A 16,072-nucleotide genomic window follows, 5' to 3' on the forward strand; every position below is an offset into this window, starting at 1 on the left:
CCAAATGAAACCATATAAGATACCTGAGATCGCAAAAAAGTACCTTGAATACGATATGATTCAAATGCATACCGAGCTGCCCGATTTTCCCGATTCGAGGATCAGGCTGCTCTTCGCATTTTTGGCCAATCAACGCACGCCGCTGTTCCACAGTGAGCTCTATTCGCTTGTCACTTCCTTGGTACAGATGGGGATGGATACGCATGATCTCATCGATTCTGACAGCGGTCGCCTGCAAGAACGTGAGATGCGATCACGTCAGTTGAAGGTGCTCGCAGGGGATTACTACAGCAGCCGATTCTACCAGCTGTTGTCGCAAGCGGGACAGGTGGATATGATTCGCCGAATTAGCAGCGGTGTTTCCGAGGTCAATAAGCTGAAGGTAAACTTATACCTCAGAATGAAGCAGCTGAAGCTGACGGCAGAAGAATATCTGGTCCACTGCGTTCAGCTGAAGACAGAGCTATTCCAAGCTTTCACAGACAGTATGGATGAGAAACTGACACGTGCCTGGACGGAACTGCTTCAAGGTTTCGGACGTTGCGAGGTCGTAATGGACGAGCTGATTCGCAGCGAGAAGCCAGAGCGATTCAGCGGCAGCTGGGCATACTGGCATGTGTGGAATAATGGAACCGACGAAGAGAAACGTAAGTTATCCGATCTTTCCACTGAGCCGTCTTACGCACAGTCTTTGATCGCAAAATATGATATTCGCACACAATTGGCCGAGAAGCTGAAACAATCTGCTCTGCATGTACAATCGGTCGTTTCGTGTCTTGATTCCGATAAGCTCGTCCGCGAGTTGATGGGCATCGCAGAAACGTTTACGCGTCCTCTTGTACCTGCGGTATCGGCCCAAGGCGAGAGAAGGTAAGGTGACTACCATGCAATCCAAATCTAAGGAACAGCATGTGCATGCCGTATTTGAAAGCATTGCACCAACGTACGACCTCATGAATGATTTAATCAGCTTCCGTCGACATAAGGCGTGGAGAAAATTCACGATGCGCAAGATGAATGTAAAGCCCGGTAATACGGCAATCGATTTGTGCTGCGGCACATGCGATTGGACCATTGCGCTTGCGAAGGCAAGTGAAAGCGGCGAAGTGGTAGGGCTTGATTTCAGCGCAGGCATGCTTGAAGTAGGGAAGAAGAAAGTGAAGAGTGAGGGGCTTGATCGTCAAATCTCACTCGTGCAAGGCAATGCGATGGAGCTGCCATTCGAGGATAATCGTTTCGATTTCGCAACAATTGGTTTCGGACTTCGCAACGTACCTGATTTGGAACAAGTGCTTCGCGAAATGATGCGAGTGGTGAAGCCCGGCGGACAAGTGGTTTGCCTGGAGATGTCCAAACCTACCTGGCAGCCGTTCAAAGCGATCTATTATTTCTACTTCGAGCGTGTCATGCCTGCGATCGGGAAGATGGTCGCCAAGCGATACGAGCAGTACAAATGGCTGCCGGAGTCGCTTAAAGCATTTCCGGACTCGAAGCAGCTTGCAGCGAAATACCGTGAAATCGGCCTTCAGCATGTTCGTGTATTTCCGTTAGCAGGCGGAGTCGCGGCATTACACATGGGGACGAAGGGAACGGACAACGCATGATTCGCAAATTCCGAATAATTTTAGAAATGATTAAGTTTGAACATACCATTTTCGCATTACCGTTTGCTTTCATGGGCGCACTGCTTGGTGCGATAATCATGGAGAATCGGTACCCGGAATGGAGTGAAATTGGCTGGATCATACTGGCAATGGTTGGGGCCAGGAGCGCCGCAATGGGGCTGAACCGCGTCATAGACCGTGTTATCGATGCCAAGAATCCACGTACCGCGAAACGGGCTATCCCGGCAGGCTTGCTGCGTGCAGGTGAAGTCGGTTTGTTCATCGCGGTGTCCTTTATTGTATTATTCATTGCTGCTTCGCAGCTTGATCCCATCTGTATGAAATTGATGCCGATTGCGGTATTCATGCTTGTGCTTTATTCGTATACAAAACGTTTTACATGGCTTTGTCATGTCGTGCTTGGACTGACAATCGGTCTTGCACCGCTTGGCGGCTGGGTTGCCATTGCGGGACATTTCGAGCTGTCGGCTTGGGTGCTCTATGCAACCGTAGCTTGCTGGCTTGCCGGCTTCGATATCATATATGCTTGCCAAGATTTCGAATTTGACCGTAAGGAAGGCGTGCATTCGATTCCATCGCGGTTTGGTATGGTCGGAGCATTACGGCTATCGCGCGGGTTTCATCTGTTAACGAGTATCGGATTCATTTCATTATATTGGTTAACTCCGCTTAGCTGGCTATATCTGATTGGTGCCATTATCTCCGTAGGCATGCTGTGCTACGAGCATATTCTGGTTAAGCCGAATGATATGAGCCGTGTGCAAACCGCATTCTTTACCATGAACGGAACACTGAGTGTTGTATTGTTTATCAGTGCGCTGCTCGATTTGGTGGTGCTTCACAAGTGGTAGAGCGAACTGCCGAAGTAACGCGCAAGAGTATGGTTGTCGGTATTACAGGAGCGAGCGGCGCGATCTACGGGATCAGGCTAATCAGCAGCCTTCTGGAAGGCGGGCTGAACGTACATCTTGTCGTAACGGAAGCAGGCTGGCGGGTTCTGAAAGAGGAGCTTGGCTGGGACACGACGAAACGTCAGCAGGCGCTTGCCGCAGTGTTTCCAGAGACGATGGAAGCGGGGAGATTGATTCTGCATCCCAATGCGGATATCGGCGCCTCGATTGCAAGCGGCTCTTACCGAGTAGACGGCATGATCATCATGCCGTGTTCGATGGGGACATTGGCTTCAATCGCACATGGCATTTCAGATGATTTGATGACACGTGCTGCGGATGTTATGCTGAAGGAAGGACGCAAGCTGATCCTTGTCCCTCGCGAGACGCCGCTGCATGCCATTCATCTGGAGAACATGCTGACGCTGGCTCGGCTTGGCGTTAAGCTGATTCCGGCGATGCCGGCTTTCTATCATGGACCGCAAACAATTGACGATATGATCAATTTTCTAGTCGGGAAAGTGCTTGATCAGCTTCCGCTGGATCATGATTTGTACAGAAGATGGGGAGATGAACAGCATGGGGTTAAATCGCCCGATTACAGTCGGTCGCATTGACTATGCGAACGTTTGGCCTATTTTTCATTATGCGGAGCAGCAATTGCCGCAGGAACGGTTCCGCATTGAGAAGCGTGTCCCGGCTGCATTGAATAAAGCGCTTCGGCAGGGTGAGATCGACATAACCTCGATGTCCTCGTACGCATATGCGGAAAATGCCAGTGAATACTTGCTGCTGCCGAATTTATCGGTTAGCGCAAGGGGGCGCGTCAATTCGATTCTGCTTTTTCTAAAGAAACCGCTCGAAGAGGTGCTCCAAGGACGGATCGCGATGACGGCAACGTCTGCAACCTCCGTTAATTTGCTCAAAATTCTAATGAAGCTTTATTATAAAGCTGAACCTTCATATATAACGATGGAGCCTAACCTTGACACCATGCTGGAGGAAGCGGATGCTGCACTTCTCATCGGGGATACAGCCATCCACGCTTCGTGGGCGAATAAGGAAAGGGGCATGGCCGTTATCGATTTGGGAGAGCTGTGGCGCAATTGGACAGGTTACGGTATGACTTTCGCGCTCGTGGCGGTCCGCAAAGAAATTGCAGCAGCAGACCCGGAGGCGGTTTCGACTGTTCTGCAGGCGTTGACGGCAAGCAAGGACAGAAGTCTCAGCGACCTGCAGCCCCTGATCGATAAAGCCTGCACATTGTTAGGCGGGGAAGCAGCCTATTGGAAACGATATTTCAAAGAGCTGCACTATAACTTCGGAACGGACGAGCAGGCAGGTTTATCGTTGTATTTTGACTATGCGCATCAATTAGGATTGTTGTCGCATGAGGTTCAAATGCAATTTTTCTTAGACCAATCTGCCCTCAAGGTGAACAAATGAAACTACTTGATATCTACGCCAAAATGAAAAGCGATTTAGATGCAATCGAAAGTCAGCTGGCGCGCAGCGTTACTTCCGAACATACGCTGCTCACGGATACATCGACGCATCTGCTCAAAGCAGGCGGCAAGCGGATACGTCCGGTGTTTGTGCTGCTTGCCGGTAAGTTTGGCACATACCGACTGGATGTGCTCCAGAGAATTGCGGTACCGCTTGAACTCATTCATATGGCTTCTCTCGTGCATGATGATGTGATTGATAATGCCGAAACCCGTCGCGGTCAGCTTACGGTTAAATCCAAATGGGATAACCGAATTGCGATGTACACCGGCGATTATATTTACGGCAAAGCGCTTACGATCGTAACCGAGCTTGAGAACCCTCAAATTCATCAGATCTTATCCAAAGCCATGGTGCAGATGTGTATTGGGGAGATGGAGCAAATCCGTGACTTCTTCAATACCGAGCAATCGGTGCGCAACTACTTGCTTCGTATCCGGCGCAAGACGGCACTGTTAATTGCAATCAGCTGTCAGCTTGGCGCATTAGCGGCAGGAGCGGATCGTAAGACGGCTAATTGTCTGTATCGGTTTGGCTATAATGTAGGCATGACTTTCCAAATTCGTGACGATCTGCTCGACTTGCTTGGCACCGAGAAACAGATCGGCAAACCGCCGGGTTCCGACATAAAACAAGGCAATATGACGCTTCCGGTACTGCTCGCGATGCAAGAGCCATCCATTAAAGATGACTTACTTGTAGAAATAAATAAAATCCGCGAGTCGAATGGAGCAGGTGAAACGAAAAAAGCGTTGAACATAATACGTAAGAGCGCCGGAATTCACACTGCGGATGCCATGGCGACAAGATATATGAATAAAGCGATTGAAGCTCTAAAGGAGCTGCCGAACATTACGGCGAAGAAAAATTTGACGGATATTGCGCATTTTATTGCAAAACGAAACTACTAAAGCGTTTGGGAGGGAATTCAGATGGAAAGAACATTTCTAATGGTAAAGCCAGATGGCGTACAACGCGGTTTGATCGGTGAAATCGTATCACGTTTTGAACGTAAGGGGCTAAAGCTCGTTGGAGCCAAATTCATGATGATCACGCCTGAACTGGCTGAACGTCATTATGCAGAGCACATCGGAAAGCCCTTTTATCCGCCGCTTGTAGCCTTTGTGACGTCAGGTCCGGTATTTGCTATGGTTTGGCAAGGGGATAATGTCATCGGACTTACACGGGCGATGATCGGCAAGACGAATGCGCTTGAAGCAGCACCGGGAACGATTCGTTCTGATTATGCAGTACATACGAATTTCAATCTGATTCATGGATCGGATTCGCCTGAGAGTGCGGCACGTGAGATCGGCATTTTCTTCGCTCCGCATGAAATGGTGGACTACAACCAAACGATTCAGCAGTGGATTTAACTAACTTACGGACAAGCAATTCAACAGTGGATTTTAACATCAGGCGGCCAAGTGTCTGCGACATCGGGGGAAAACATGGTGGAGGACAAGGACTTTACGCTTTTCATCAAGAAAATCAAGGAAAAAACAGCTATTGATCTTTCCCAGTACAAAGAAGCGCAGATGAAGCGGCGTTTGACGACGCTTAGGCAGAAGTACGGCTTCAATACATTTGCAGCCTACTGGGATGGCCTTGAGAAGGATAAGAAGCTAATGAACGAATTTCTCGATCGGATGACCATCAATGTGTCGGAGTTTTGGCGTAATCCGAGCCGTTGGGAAGCCATGGAGAAGAAGTTTTTACCCGAAATCGTGAAGAGTAATCCACGTGTCAAAATTTGGAGCGCAGCTTGTTCGACAGGCGAAGAGCCCTATACACTGTCCATGATTTTGGCAGAGCTCGGCGCGCAGGATAAGTCATCGATCCTTGCAACCGATCTGGATAACATTGTTTTGCAGAAGGCGGCACAAGGCATTTATCAGGATCGTTCGATCCGCGAGGTTCCACGCACTTATATGAGTAAATATTTTACGAAGCAAGATGAAGATAATGTTGCTGTAGTCAATCAGCTCAAGCGAAATATTACCTTTAAACAGCAGAATTTGCTTCATGACACCTTTGACACCGGATTCGATGTAATCGTATGCCGCAATGTCATGATCTACTTCACGGAAGAAGCCAAACATCTGCTCTATCATAAATTCTCGAAAGCGCTTAAGCCCGGCGGGCTGCTGTTTGTAGGCAGCACGGAGCAAATTTTCTCGCCTGCCCAATATGATTTCGATTCGGTAGAAACTTTCTTTTACCGCAAACGCGCATAGTCGGGTATATCGTTTTCCATCTTCTCCAATACTAAAGCTATAAATAGTTTGGCTTATTGGAGGCGCAGCATGGATAAACGTAAGGTTATTTCGGCGTATAAGCGTGGATTCATCACGATCCAGGAATGCGCCCAAATTCTCGGCATTGATACGAGGCAAATGAACGGTCTCATGAATGATCCGCAATTGAATGACGAACCGGATCGTCTGCGTGGACCTCAATCCGTGAATAGTTAGTTTATTAGAGCTGGAAGGCTGCCCTTGTCACATCTTCTTCGGGAGGTGTGCGGGGCAGCTTTTTTATTGTGGAGCCTTCCTAACAGTCGGCGTTCATTTCCTTGTCAAACCGGCAACGCTATACTATAATGAGCAAAGATATTTGGCAGAAATACATAAACCGGAATATACGTTTGCGGGTGTTCAGAATGAGGGAGGGCTTTACCGTGAGTTTACGTTATTTGACAGCAGGAGAGACACATGGTCCACAGTTGACAGCAATAATTGAGGGGCTTCCGAGCAATTTGCAGCTTGATTTTCAGGAGCTTAACTTCCAATTGCACCGTAGGCAGAAGGGGCATGGCCGTGGCCGCCGTATGCAAATCGAGAAAGATACCGCTAACATTGTCGGCGGCGTTCGTCATGGTAAAACAACGGGAGCGCCTGTAGCATTGATTGTGGAGAATAATGACTGGAAGCACTGGACATCGGTTATGAACATCGAGCCGATCGAAGGCAGTGACGAAGAGAAACGCCGCGTTCATCGCCCGCGTCCCGGACATGCGGATTTGAACGGTGGACTTAAATACAATTTGAAGGATCTGCGCAATGTACTTGAGCGCTCCAGTGCCCGTGAAACGGCAGCACGTGTAGCGGTTGGGGCAGTTGCCCGCCAATTCCTTGCTGCATTCGGCATTAAAGTAGGCGGACAAGTGATTCGAATCGGTGAAATTGAAGCGCCTGCGAATCAGCTTCCGCTGGACGAATTAGTCCGGTTGACTGAGGAGTCTCCCGTACGTGTCGTTGACAAGGAAACCGAAGAGAAAATGACTGCTTATATCGATCAAATCAAAGCTGAAGGCGATTCCATCGGCGGAATTGTGGAATGTATCGTGGAAGGCGTGCCGATCGGACTTGGCAGCCACGTGCAGTACGACCGCAAGCTTGACGGACGGATCGCTCAAGCGGTGATGTCGATCAATGCCTTCAAAGGCTGCGAAATCGGTATTGGTTTCGAAGCCGGAACAATCCGCGGCTCGCAAGTGCATGATGAAATCATGTACTCGGAAGAACGCGGCTATTACAGAGCGACTAACCGTCTCGGTGGATTTGAAGGCGGGATGACAAACGGCGAACAAATCGTCGTGCGCGGCGTAATGAAACCAATCCCGACCTTATATAAACCGCTGCAAAGCGTAGATATCGATACAAGAGAGCCATTCACTGCACAAGTAGAACGCTCTGACAGCTGCGCCGTGCCGGCAGCAAGCGTTGTCATGGAGCATGTTGTGGCATGGGAAGTAGCCAGAGCGTTTCTGGAGAAATTCGGCGGCGACTCCATGGAAGAAATTACGGCGAATTACAACAACTACTTGGCGCAGTTGAGGAACTACTAATGAGCGGCGCTCATCGTGAACTGACCGTCGAGCTAGGCGAGCGTTCCTACCCGATCTATATCGGGGAAGGCGTGTTGGATGAAGCAGGTAACCTGTTTACCGAGCGCGGCATCAGCAAGAAGTCGCCCCTTATGATTATTACAGATACGAATGTCGTCGCTGAGGAGCATTTGGGTCATCTGACAAATGTGCTTTCTACAGCAGGCTTTACGGTTGTAACAGCTGTTGTTCCGGCGGGAGAGGGTTCCAAATCCCTCACTCAATTGGAAAGATTGATTGGGATTGCACTGGAGCATGGCCTTGACCGCAAATCGACAATTGTTGCACTGGGAGGCGGCGTGGTCGGTGATCTTGCCGGCTTCGTAGCAGCTTCTTTCATGCGCGGCATTAAATTTGTACAGGTTCCGACGACGATCCTTGCACATGACAGCAGTGTCGGCGGAAAGGTCGCGGTCAACCACCCGCTTGCGAAGAATATTATCGGTGCTTTTCATCAACCTGAGCTAGTGCTGTATGATTTGAAAACACTGCAAACCTTGCCTGAACGCGAAGTAAAGGCGGGTTTGTCGGAAGTTGTGAAGCATGGGTTGATTTGGGATGCATCTTTCGTAACTTGGTGTGACGAGAATGCAGATAAGCTGACTGCACTTGATCCCGATGCGCTTGGCTATGCGCTCTACAAAGGCTGCAGCGTCAAAGCGGCAGTCGTCTCAAGGGATGAGCGAGAGAACGATCTTCGCGCGATCCTTAATCTAGGGCATACCATTGGTCATGCGCTTGAGGCAGTCGCTGGCTACGGAGAGCTTTTACACGGTGAAGCGATAGCGATCGGTATGGTTGGGGCTGCAAAGCTTGCGGTTCGCCTGGGGGCTTCTGAAGAGGTCTACACGGTGACCAAGCATGTACTGCAACGAGTAGGTTTGCCGGTGCGACTGCCTGCACATTTAGAGACAGATGAAATCATGCGTGCGATGATGCATGATAAGAAGTTCCAAGAAGGTACGATGGTCTATATCGTGCCAACTGCAATTGGCGTCGTGGAAATCAACAAATCGGTTTCTACCTCTCTCATTCGGGAGATCGTGGAACAATTGAAACAGGAGGCCATCTAGAATGAGTGTACGGGGAATTCGCGGAGCAATTACGGTCGAATGGAATGAAGAACAACCGATATTACGCGCTACAGAGGAATTGCTGCATACGATTGTAGCCTCTAATGCCATCGAGCCCGAAGATATTGCAAGTGTATTTATTACGGTAACAGGCGATCTGGATGCAACATTTCCGGCTAGAGCGATTCGTGTCATGCAAGGCTGGGAGCTTGTTCCGTTGATGTGCGCTGTTGAAGTGCCGGTCAAAGGAAGCTTGGCCATGTGCATCCGCCTGCTGGTTTCGGTGAACACGGAGAAGTCTCAGAAGGAAATCGAGCATGTATACTTAGGCGGTGCGAAAGCACTTCGTCCGGATTTATCGAAATCATAGCATTTGAACAATCGTAAAGCTCATTTTTAAAGGATTGACGGATCCGTTTACGCTAGTGTATAGTGATTTCATACTTGAAGAATGAGCCGAGTTGAGCAGAGTAGTTAGTGAAGTTAGAAGAGATGAGTAGAGCTGAGCTGAGTTTTTAGTGCAAGATTGAGACGAGTGAAGAGATGACGCAGGTGGTAGTTTAGTGCACCCTCTTGGATGGAATCCAGGCTATAGGTGTATCTATTAAGCTACAATCGATGGTCTTATCTATTGCCGTATCAATGCTCATTTTCCGTCTTCTGACATGATCACTCCTGCTGCGGCAGGAGTTTTTTTATTTTCCGACAAAGGGAGAGATTGGTTATGAATCAGGAGCTTCAAGGTGTCATTCGTTTATCCAGCACGTATAATTTAATTCCAATCGTCAGACATGTAATGGCGGATACAGAGACGCCAATTCGTATATTCCAGCATTTCTATAAGGAGCGCCGGGCCTTCTTACTGGAGAGTGTTGAAGGTGGTGTGAAATGGGCGCGTTATTCCTTCATCGGCACTGACCCATTCATGCTCATTCGCGGCAAGAACGGCGAAATGGTAATCGAAGTGAATGGCAAAGAAGAGGTGCTGCGCGAGAAACCGATTGAGCTGCTCAAAGCACATTTGCGCTCCTTCCGCAGTCCTTCGATTCCGGAATTGCCGCCTTTCACAGGCGGGGCGATCGGATTCTTCGGATATGATTTGCTTCAGTACTACGAGAAGCTGCCGGCGCACCGGATTGATGATTTGAACATGAACGACCTGCAATTTATGTTTTGCGATCAGGTAATCGTCTTCGATCATTTCAAACAGCAAATTCAAGTGATCGGGAATGTACATATCCCGAATGCGGCGACAGACCATGAAATTCAGGCTGTTTATGAGCAAACGGTCAGCCGCATGGAAGCAACCATCGAGCGCTTGCAGCAGCCGCTGCCGTCCGCATTGATGGCAGCGGGAAGCATCCCGGCCGATCCCGATCTGGGCGAGGTTGCCTCGAACCTGACAAAGGAACAATTCCTTGCGAATGTTGAGAAATCCAAAGAATATATTCGTGCAGGTGACATTTTCCAAGTGGTATTGTCGCAGCGCTTTAACATCGAAACCGAAGTTGATCCGCTTCATGTATACCGCGTACTGCGCACCATGAATCCATCACCCTATATGTACTATTTGAAAATGGATGATGAGGTTATCGTCGGTACGTCACCGGAAGCACTCGTTAAAGTGGATGGTGAACGAGTGGAGACACGCCCGATCGCCGGAACGCGTCCGCGCGGCAAAACGCCGGAGCAGGATTTGGCGCTTGAGAAAGAATTGCTGGCGGACGAGAAAGAACGCGCAGAGCATCTGATGCTCGTCGATCTGGGTCGCAATGATATCGGGCGCGTATCGGAATTCGGTACAGTCCGCTGCGATTCGTATATGGAGATTGAGCGGTACTCCCACGTGATGCATATCGTTTCGAACGTTTCCGGCAAGCTGCGCGAGGACAAAGATTTCTTCGATGCATTCGTCTCTTGCATGCCAGCGGGTACAGTATCCGGAGCTCCGAAGCTCAGAGCCATGGAAATTATCGCGGAGCTGGAGAATGAAGCTCGCGGCGCTTATGCCGGTGCTATCGGCTATCTCGGTTTTGGCGGCAGCCTTAATACCTGTATCACGATTCGTACGCTGATCTTCAAGAATGGTAAGGCCTATGTTCAGGCTGGAGCGGGCATTGTTTGGGATTCCATACCGGAGAATGAGTATATGGAAACCGTCAATAAAGCGATGGCTATGCTCAAGGCGGTTCGAGCTGCGGAATCAATCTTCGCAGTGCCTGATCGCACGAGCAGCATGATCAATATGGATTACTATGCAGGTGCGAAAGGGTGAGCGGGGGCATGGCAGTTACGAATGAACTGATGACAATGCAGCGGGCGCTGAACGTAGTGGTTAGCGGGACTAACCTGACTCGGGAAGAAGCACGCGGCGTAATGGAGATTATTATGAGCGGTGAAGCTTCCGGTGCGCAGATCGGCGCAATCGCTACGGCGCTTCGGATGAAAGGTGAAACCAAAGACGAGATTACCGGATTCGCAGAAGCGATGCGTTCGTTTTCCAATCATGTTCAAACGGAACGCAACGGACTTCTGGACACCTGTGGTACGGGTGGATCCGGCATTCATAAATTCAATATTTCGACAGCTTCTGCTATCATAGCTTCAGCAGCAGGCGTCCGAGTTGCCAAACACGGCAACCGGGCTATGTCCGGCAAATCCGGCAGCGCAGATACGCTTGAAGCGCTTGGTGTCAATATTACACTGTCGCCGGAGCTGGCAGCTCGCTGTCTGGATGCCATCGGGATTTGCTTCATGTTTGCGCAGCTGTATCATCCATCCCTTAAACACGCGGCAGGCCCAAGACGTGAGATCGGTATCCGAACCATCTTCAATATGCTCGGTCCACTAACGAATCCGGCAGGCGCTGATCGTCAGCTTCTCGGTATTTACGATAAATCCAGAACCGACACGATTGCTTCCGTATTAGGTGAGCTTGGCTTGAAGCGTGCAATGGTTGTGAGCAGCTTTGATGGTCTGGATGAAATCAGCATTTCTTCGCCAACACAAATCTCGGAGCTGCTGGGCGGCACCGTTCGCACGTATACCATCACGCCGGAGGAGCTTGGTTTGACTACGCGTTCGCTGAGCGAAGTCATCGGCGGCGATGCGAATGAGAATGCGCGTATCATCCGTTCGATCTTTAATGGTGATGACTACGGCGCATACCGGGACATCGTGCTTGCTAATGCCGGCGCATGTATCTTCGTCGGCGGCGGTGCGGACTCGCTGCAGGCTGGTGTTGCTGTAGCGCGGACCGTTATTGATTCCGGCAAAGCAGCCACGAAGCTGCGGCAGTTGATCGAAACGACAGGAGAGTTGAGCCATGTTTCTTGATAAAATCGTAGCTTCCAAACGGAAAGAAGTAGATGATCTGGCGGTAAATTTCTCTATTCAAGCGGCAGAACGTCAAATCGCAGAATTACCGCCATGCCGAGGCTTCGAACGCAGATTAACGTCTGGAACGAAGCGGGATTTGGGCTTGATCGCAGAAGTGAAGAAAGCATCGCCCTCGAAAGGACTCATTCGGCCTGATTTTGATCCTGTCGCGCTTGCCCGCATTTATGAGGAAGCAGGCACGGACTGTATTTCAGTGCTGACGGACGAGGATTATTTTCAAGGTAAGAACGAATATTTGACGGCCGTATCGCAGGCTGTTAATGTTCCTTTACTTCGTAAAGATTTCACGGTGGATCACCGACAAATTTATGAAGCGCGATTGATCGGTGCAGATGCTATTCTGTTGATTGCAGCCATTCTTCGTCCTTCTCAGCTTGCGGATTTCTATGAAACGGCTCGATCGATTGGGCTTGATGTGCTTGTGGAAGTCCATGACGAAGAGGAAATGGAGTCTGTTCTTGGGCTGGGCAAAGCCACATTGGTAGGCATTAATAATCGGAATTTGCACACCTTTGTAACGGATATTAAGACGACAGAACGTTTGATCGGCATGGTGCCTCCTGGCATAACCGTAATCAGCGAGAGCTCGCTCTCTTCGCAGGAGGATATCGCGTTTGTGAAGGGTGTCGGCGCGAAAGGCGTGCTGATCGGCGAGCATTTCATGCGTCAGCCGGATGTAGGCGCAGCAGTGGAGCAGCTAATGGGACCGGTGAACGCGTAATGTCTGCTGCAGAGAAACAACACAAGCGAGGTACGTCCAATCCGACACGTATTAAGATTTGCGGTTTGCGAGACGCGGCAACCATTCGCGAGATGAACGGGCTTGCCTTTGATGAAATTGGTTTCGTGTTTGCACCTAGCAAACGCCAAGTGTCGCCTGAGCTTGCCGGGACGCTCATCGAGGAAACTCGGAAGCTTCGTGCCCAAAGCGGTCTGGCTCCGTCGACGGTCGGTGTGTTCGTCAACCCCAGCCTGCAAGAGCTTCAATCCGTTCTTGCTTCTGCGCCGCTCGACGTCGTGCAGCTGCATGGCGATGAATCACCTCAGCTGTGTGCACAGGTTAAAGAAGCTTTGAACGTGCAAGTATGGAAGGTGTTTTCCGTTAAGGATATGGACGAAGATGGCTCAAGCGGTACTTCAAGACTTGAAGATTACACGGGGGTCGTAGATGGATTTCTCATTGATACGGCAGGCGGCGGAACCGGACAAACGTTTGCGTGGCATGTGATCGATCGATATATGGAAGCTGCGGCAGCCATCGGCGTACCGCTTTATGTAGCAGGCGGGCTTCATCCGGATAATGTAGCGGATTTGGTAAATCAGTATGCTCCGAGCGGCGTAGATGTGTCGAGCGGAGTGGAGACAGACGGCTTGAAGGATATTCATAAAATTCGATTGTTTGTAGAAAGGGTGAGAAGCGTATGAACCAAGTCCCGGACATGAACGGGCGCTTCGGTAAATTCGGCGGACGATATGTGCCTGAGACGCTCATGAACGCACTGCTTGAATTAGAGGAAGCATACCAGCACTATTCAAAGGATCCAGAATTTATTGCAGAGGTTCGTTACTTATTGACCAAATATTCGGGCAGACCTACGTCGCTGTATCATGCTCAGCGTTTGTCGGATCATCTTGGCGGCGCTCAAATTTATTTGAAACGCGAAGATTTGAACCACACCGGTGCGCACAAAATCAACAATACGATTGGACAAGGAATACTTGCCAAGCGTATGGGAAAAACGAAGATTATCGCTGAAACAGGTGCAGGCCAGCATGGCGTCGCATCCGCTACGGTAGCAGCGCTTCTGGGCATGGAATGCAAAGTGTTCATGGGTGAGGAAGATACGAAGCGTCAAGAGCTGAATGTATTCCGCATGAAGCTGCTCGGTGCAGAAGTAGTCCCCGTTACCTCAGGAACACGTACGCTCAAAGATGCTTGTAATGAAACACTTCGCTACTGGGTCAGCCATGTAGATGACACCTACTATATCCTAGGATCTGTAACAGGGCCGCATCCATACCCAATGATGGTTCGTGACTTTCAGCGTATCATCGGCGATGAATCCAGAGAGCAGATTCTTAAAGAAGTCGGTCGTTTACCGGATTATGTTGTTGCAGCTGTCGGCGGTGGCAGCAATGCAATCGGTATGTTCTATCCGTTCATCGGCGACGACGGCGTGAAGCTGCTCGGCGTTGAAGCTGCTGGTCGCGGCGTGGATACTGAAGAGCATGCGGCAACGATGACGAAGGGCCGTCATGGTGTATTCCAAGGCTCGCTTAGCTACGTGCTGCAAGACGAACATGGACAAGTGCAGCCCGCGCATTCCATTTCGGCTGGCCTTGACTACCCGGGCATCGGACCGGAGCACGCATACCTCAAAGATACAGGCCGTGCTAATTATGTGCCGATTACGGATGCAGAGGCACTAGAAGGCCTGCAACTTCTGTCGCGCACAGAAGGTATCATTCCGGCACTGGAATCTGCCCATGCCATTGCGGAAGTAATGAAGCTTGCTCCTACGCTCAGCCGCGATCAAATCATTGTGGTGAGCTTATCAGGACGCGGAGACAAAGACGTGCAAGCGATTATGGGCTACTTGGGGGGCGACGAAAACCATGGCCATTAATGAAATAGATGCAGCGTTTAATAGGTTGCGTGAAGAAGGCCGCACCGCGTTGATTCCTTTTCTAACGATTGGCGATCCTGATCTTGGCACCTCGGTGGACATCATTGGTGCGCTGGAGCAAGCAGGTGCTGATATGGTGGAGTTGGGCGTTCCTTATTCGGATCCGCTGGCAGATGGTCCAGTTATTCAACGCGCCTCCGAGCGTGCCCTGAAGAACGGCCGAGTTACGTTGGTGGATTGCATTCAGGTTGCCGAGAATGCCCGTCAAGCCGGTATCAAACTGCCATTTATTCTATTCACGTACTATAATCCGATTCTGCAATATGGGCTGGAACGGTTCTTCGACCTCGTAACCGAGAAAGGAATCAGCGGGTTAATTATTCCGGATTTGCCGATTGAAGAGGATGCCGAGGTTCGCGCAATGGCTGAGGCAGCAGATATTCATCTGATTCCGCTTGTTGCCCCTACATCCAATGACCGAGTGAAGCGAATTGCTTCCATGGCACGCGGATTCGTCTATTGCGTATCCTCGCTCGGTGTTACCGGTGTACGCGCTGACTTCCATAGCGGAATTGACGAGTTTCTTGCAACGGTTCGCGAAGCAACAACGACACCGATTGCGGTAGGCTTTGGGATTTCCAGCCGCGAGCAGGTGGAACGCTTCGGTAAGCAGGCCGATGGCGTCATCGTAGGAAGCGCGATTGTTCGCAAGATCGAAGAGGTTGTACCGTTGCTGCAAGCGGCGGAGACGAAGCAGGAGGGCTTAGAACAAATCCGTGCATTTGTTCAAGAACTGCGTGGCTAAAGCATCGACTCGATACCCACTAAGCTGCTTATTGCAGCTTAGTGGGTATTCTTTATTTCTAAGAATTTATAAGAATCACATTTATAAAAAGACATAGAAATCTCCGGATTGAAACGCGCTGCGTCGTCAAGGACGGCGTCAGCCGTTTGACCTTGTGTGAAATGCTTCTGTACATAAAAGCTTAAAAGCGCGAAAGAAAATGGGGCAAAGAGCTTTTAAATGACCACAACATGTGAGACAATGTTGGAATAGCAATTC

General features: G+C 49.9%; 18 protein-coding genes. All 18 read left to right on the forward strand.

The features are described from left to right. Positions 1 to 4: 4 nt before the first annotated feature. The 18 genes from AC0YNS_RS02045 (at position 5) to trpA (ending at position 15,814) form a co-directional block, all read left to right on the forward strand. Positions 5 to 874 carry a heptaprenyl diphosphate synthase component 1 gene (locus tag AC0YNS_RS02045; protein WP_475779388.1) on the forward strand — a complete coding sequence of 290 codons (870 nt, stop codon included), beginning with the start codon at positions 5 to 7 and terminating at the stop codon, positions 872 to 874. 10 nt (positions 875 to 884) lie between these two features. Continuing rightward, complete coding sequence (locus AC0YNS_RS02050) at positions 885 to 1,604, forward strand: demethylmenaquinone methyltransferase (RefSeq protein WP_475779389.1); 720 nt, start codon at positions 885 to 887, stop codon at positions 1,602 to 1,604. Then, a complete protein-coding gene (locus tag AC0YNS_RS02055) occupies positions 1,601 to 2,476 on the forward strand; it encodes a UbiA-like polyprenyltransferase (protein ID WP_475779390.1) in 876 nt (291 codons plus the stop codon). Before AC0YNS_RS02050 ends, AC0YNS_RS02055 begins: the two co-directional genes overlap by 4 nt. 29 nt (positions 2,477 to 2,505) lie before the next feature. Then, positions 2,506 to 3,132, forward strand: coding sequence for a UbiX family flavin prenyltransferase (locus AC0YNS_RS02060; RefSeq protein WP_475780082.1), 627 nt, complete (start codon positions 2,506 to 2,508; stop codon positions 3,130 to 3,132). Further along, entirely contained in the window at positions 3,095 to 3,961 is an 867-nt protein-coding gene (locus AC0YNS_RS02065) for a menaquinone biosynthetic enzyme MqnA/MqnD family protein (RefSeq protein ID WP_475779391.1), read from the forward strand. The genes AC0YNS_RS02060 and AC0YNS_RS02065 overlap by 38 nt, the downstream gene beginning before the upstream one ends. Continuing rightward, a complete protein-coding gene (gene hepT, locus AC0YNS_RS02070; protein ID WP_475779392.1) occupies positions 3,958 to 4,932 on the forward strand; it encodes a heptaprenyl diphosphate synthase component II in 975 nt (324 codons plus the stop codon). The genes AC0YNS_RS02065 and hepT overlap by 4 nt, the downstream gene beginning before the upstream one ends. A 21-nt stretch (positions 4,933 to 4,953) precedes the next feature. Further along, a complete protein-coding gene (ndk, locus tag AC0YNS_RS02075; RefSeq protein WP_090976725.1) occupies positions 4,954 to 5,397 on the forward strand; it encodes a nucleoside-diphosphate kinase in 444 nt (147 codons plus the stop codon). Positions 5,398 to 5,475: 78 nt separating this feature from the next. Beyond that, positions 5,476 to 6,258 carry a CheR family methyltransferase gene (locus tag AC0YNS_RS02080; protein ID WP_475780083.1) on the forward strand — a complete coding sequence of 261 codons (783 nt, stop codon included), beginning with the start codon at positions 5,476 to 5,478 and terminating at the stop codon, positions 6,256 to 6,258. A gap of 69 nt (positions 6,259 to 6,327) precedes the next feature. Continuing rightward, positions 6,328 to 6,495: a hypothetical protein gene (locus AC0YNS_RS02085; protein ID WP_475779393.1), complete on the forward strand. Its 168-nt coding sequence runs from the start codon at positions 6,328 to 6,330 to the stop codon at positions 6,493 to 6,495. Between the two features lie 206 nt (positions 6,496 to 6,701). Continuing rightward, positions 6,702 to 7,871, forward strand: a complete 1,170-nt coding sequence (aroC, locus tag AC0YNS_RS02090) for a chorismate synthase (protein ID WP_091218993.1) — start codon at positions 6,702 to 6,704, stop codon at positions 7,869 to 7,871. Beyond that, positions 7,871 to 8,983 (forward strand): 3-dehydroquinate synthase, encoded by a 1,113-nt coding sequence (gene aroB, locus AC0YNS_RS02095; RefSeq protein WP_475779394.1) that lies wholly within the window; start codon positions 7,871 to 7,873, stop codon positions 8,981 to 8,983. The genes aroC and aroB overlap by 1 nt, the downstream gene beginning before the upstream one ends. Before the next feature lies 1 nt (position 8,984). Next, positions 8,985 to 9,353, forward strand: a complete 369-nt coding sequence (aroH, locus tag AC0YNS_RS02100) for a chorismate mutase (protein WP_090976717.1) — start codon at positions 8,985 to 8,987, stop codon at positions 9,351 to 9,353. Positions 9,354 to 9,707: 354 nt separating this feature from the next. Further along, a complete protein-coding gene (trpE, locus tag AC0YNS_RS02105; RefSeq protein ID WP_475779395.1) occupies positions 9,708 to 11,258 on the forward strand; it encodes an anthranilate synthase component I in 1,551 nt (516 codons plus the stop codon). Positions 11,259 to 11,266: 8 nt separating this feature from the next. Continuing rightward, a complete protein-coding gene (gene trpD, locus AC0YNS_RS02110; protein ID WP_475779396.1) occupies positions 11,267 to 12,319 on the forward strand; it encodes an anthranilate phosphoribosyltransferase in 1,053 nt (350 codons plus the stop codon). Further along, entirely contained in the window at positions 12,309 to 13,103 is a 795-nt protein-coding gene (trpC, locus tag AC0YNS_RS02115) for an indole-3-glycerol phosphate synthase TrpC (RefSeq protein WP_475779397.1), read from the forward strand. Before trpD ends, trpC begins: the two co-directional genes overlap by 11 nt. Then, the gene (locus tag AC0YNS_RS02120; RefSeq protein WP_475779398.1) at positions 13,103 to 13,807 is read left to right on the forward strand and encodes a phosphoribosylanthranilate isomerase; all 705 of its coding nucleotides are present in this window, start codon (positions 13,103 to 13,105) and stop codon (positions 13,805 to 13,807) included. The genes trpC and AC0YNS_RS02120 overlap by 1 nt, the downstream gene beginning before the upstream one ends. Beyond that, positions 13,804 to 15,009: a tryptophan synthase subunit beta gene (gene trpB / locus AC0YNS_RS02125; RefSeq protein ID WP_475779399.1), complete on the forward strand. Its 1,206-nt coding sequence runs from the start codon at positions 13,804 to 13,806 to the stop codon at positions 15,007 to 15,009. The genes AC0YNS_RS02120 and trpB overlap by 4 nt, the downstream gene beginning before the upstream one ends. Beyond that, positions 15,005 to 15,814 (forward strand): tryptophan synthase subunit alpha, encoded by an 810-nt coding sequence (trpA, locus tag AC0YNS_RS02130; protein ID WP_475780084.1) that lies wholly within the window; start codon positions 15,005 to 15,007, stop codon positions 15,812 to 15,814. The genes trpB and trpA overlap by 5 nt, the downstream gene beginning before the upstream one ends. Positions 15,815 to 16,072: the final 258 nt, after the last annotated feature.

This window comes from Paenibacillus sp. J22FR21 (genome assembly GCF_056269135.1).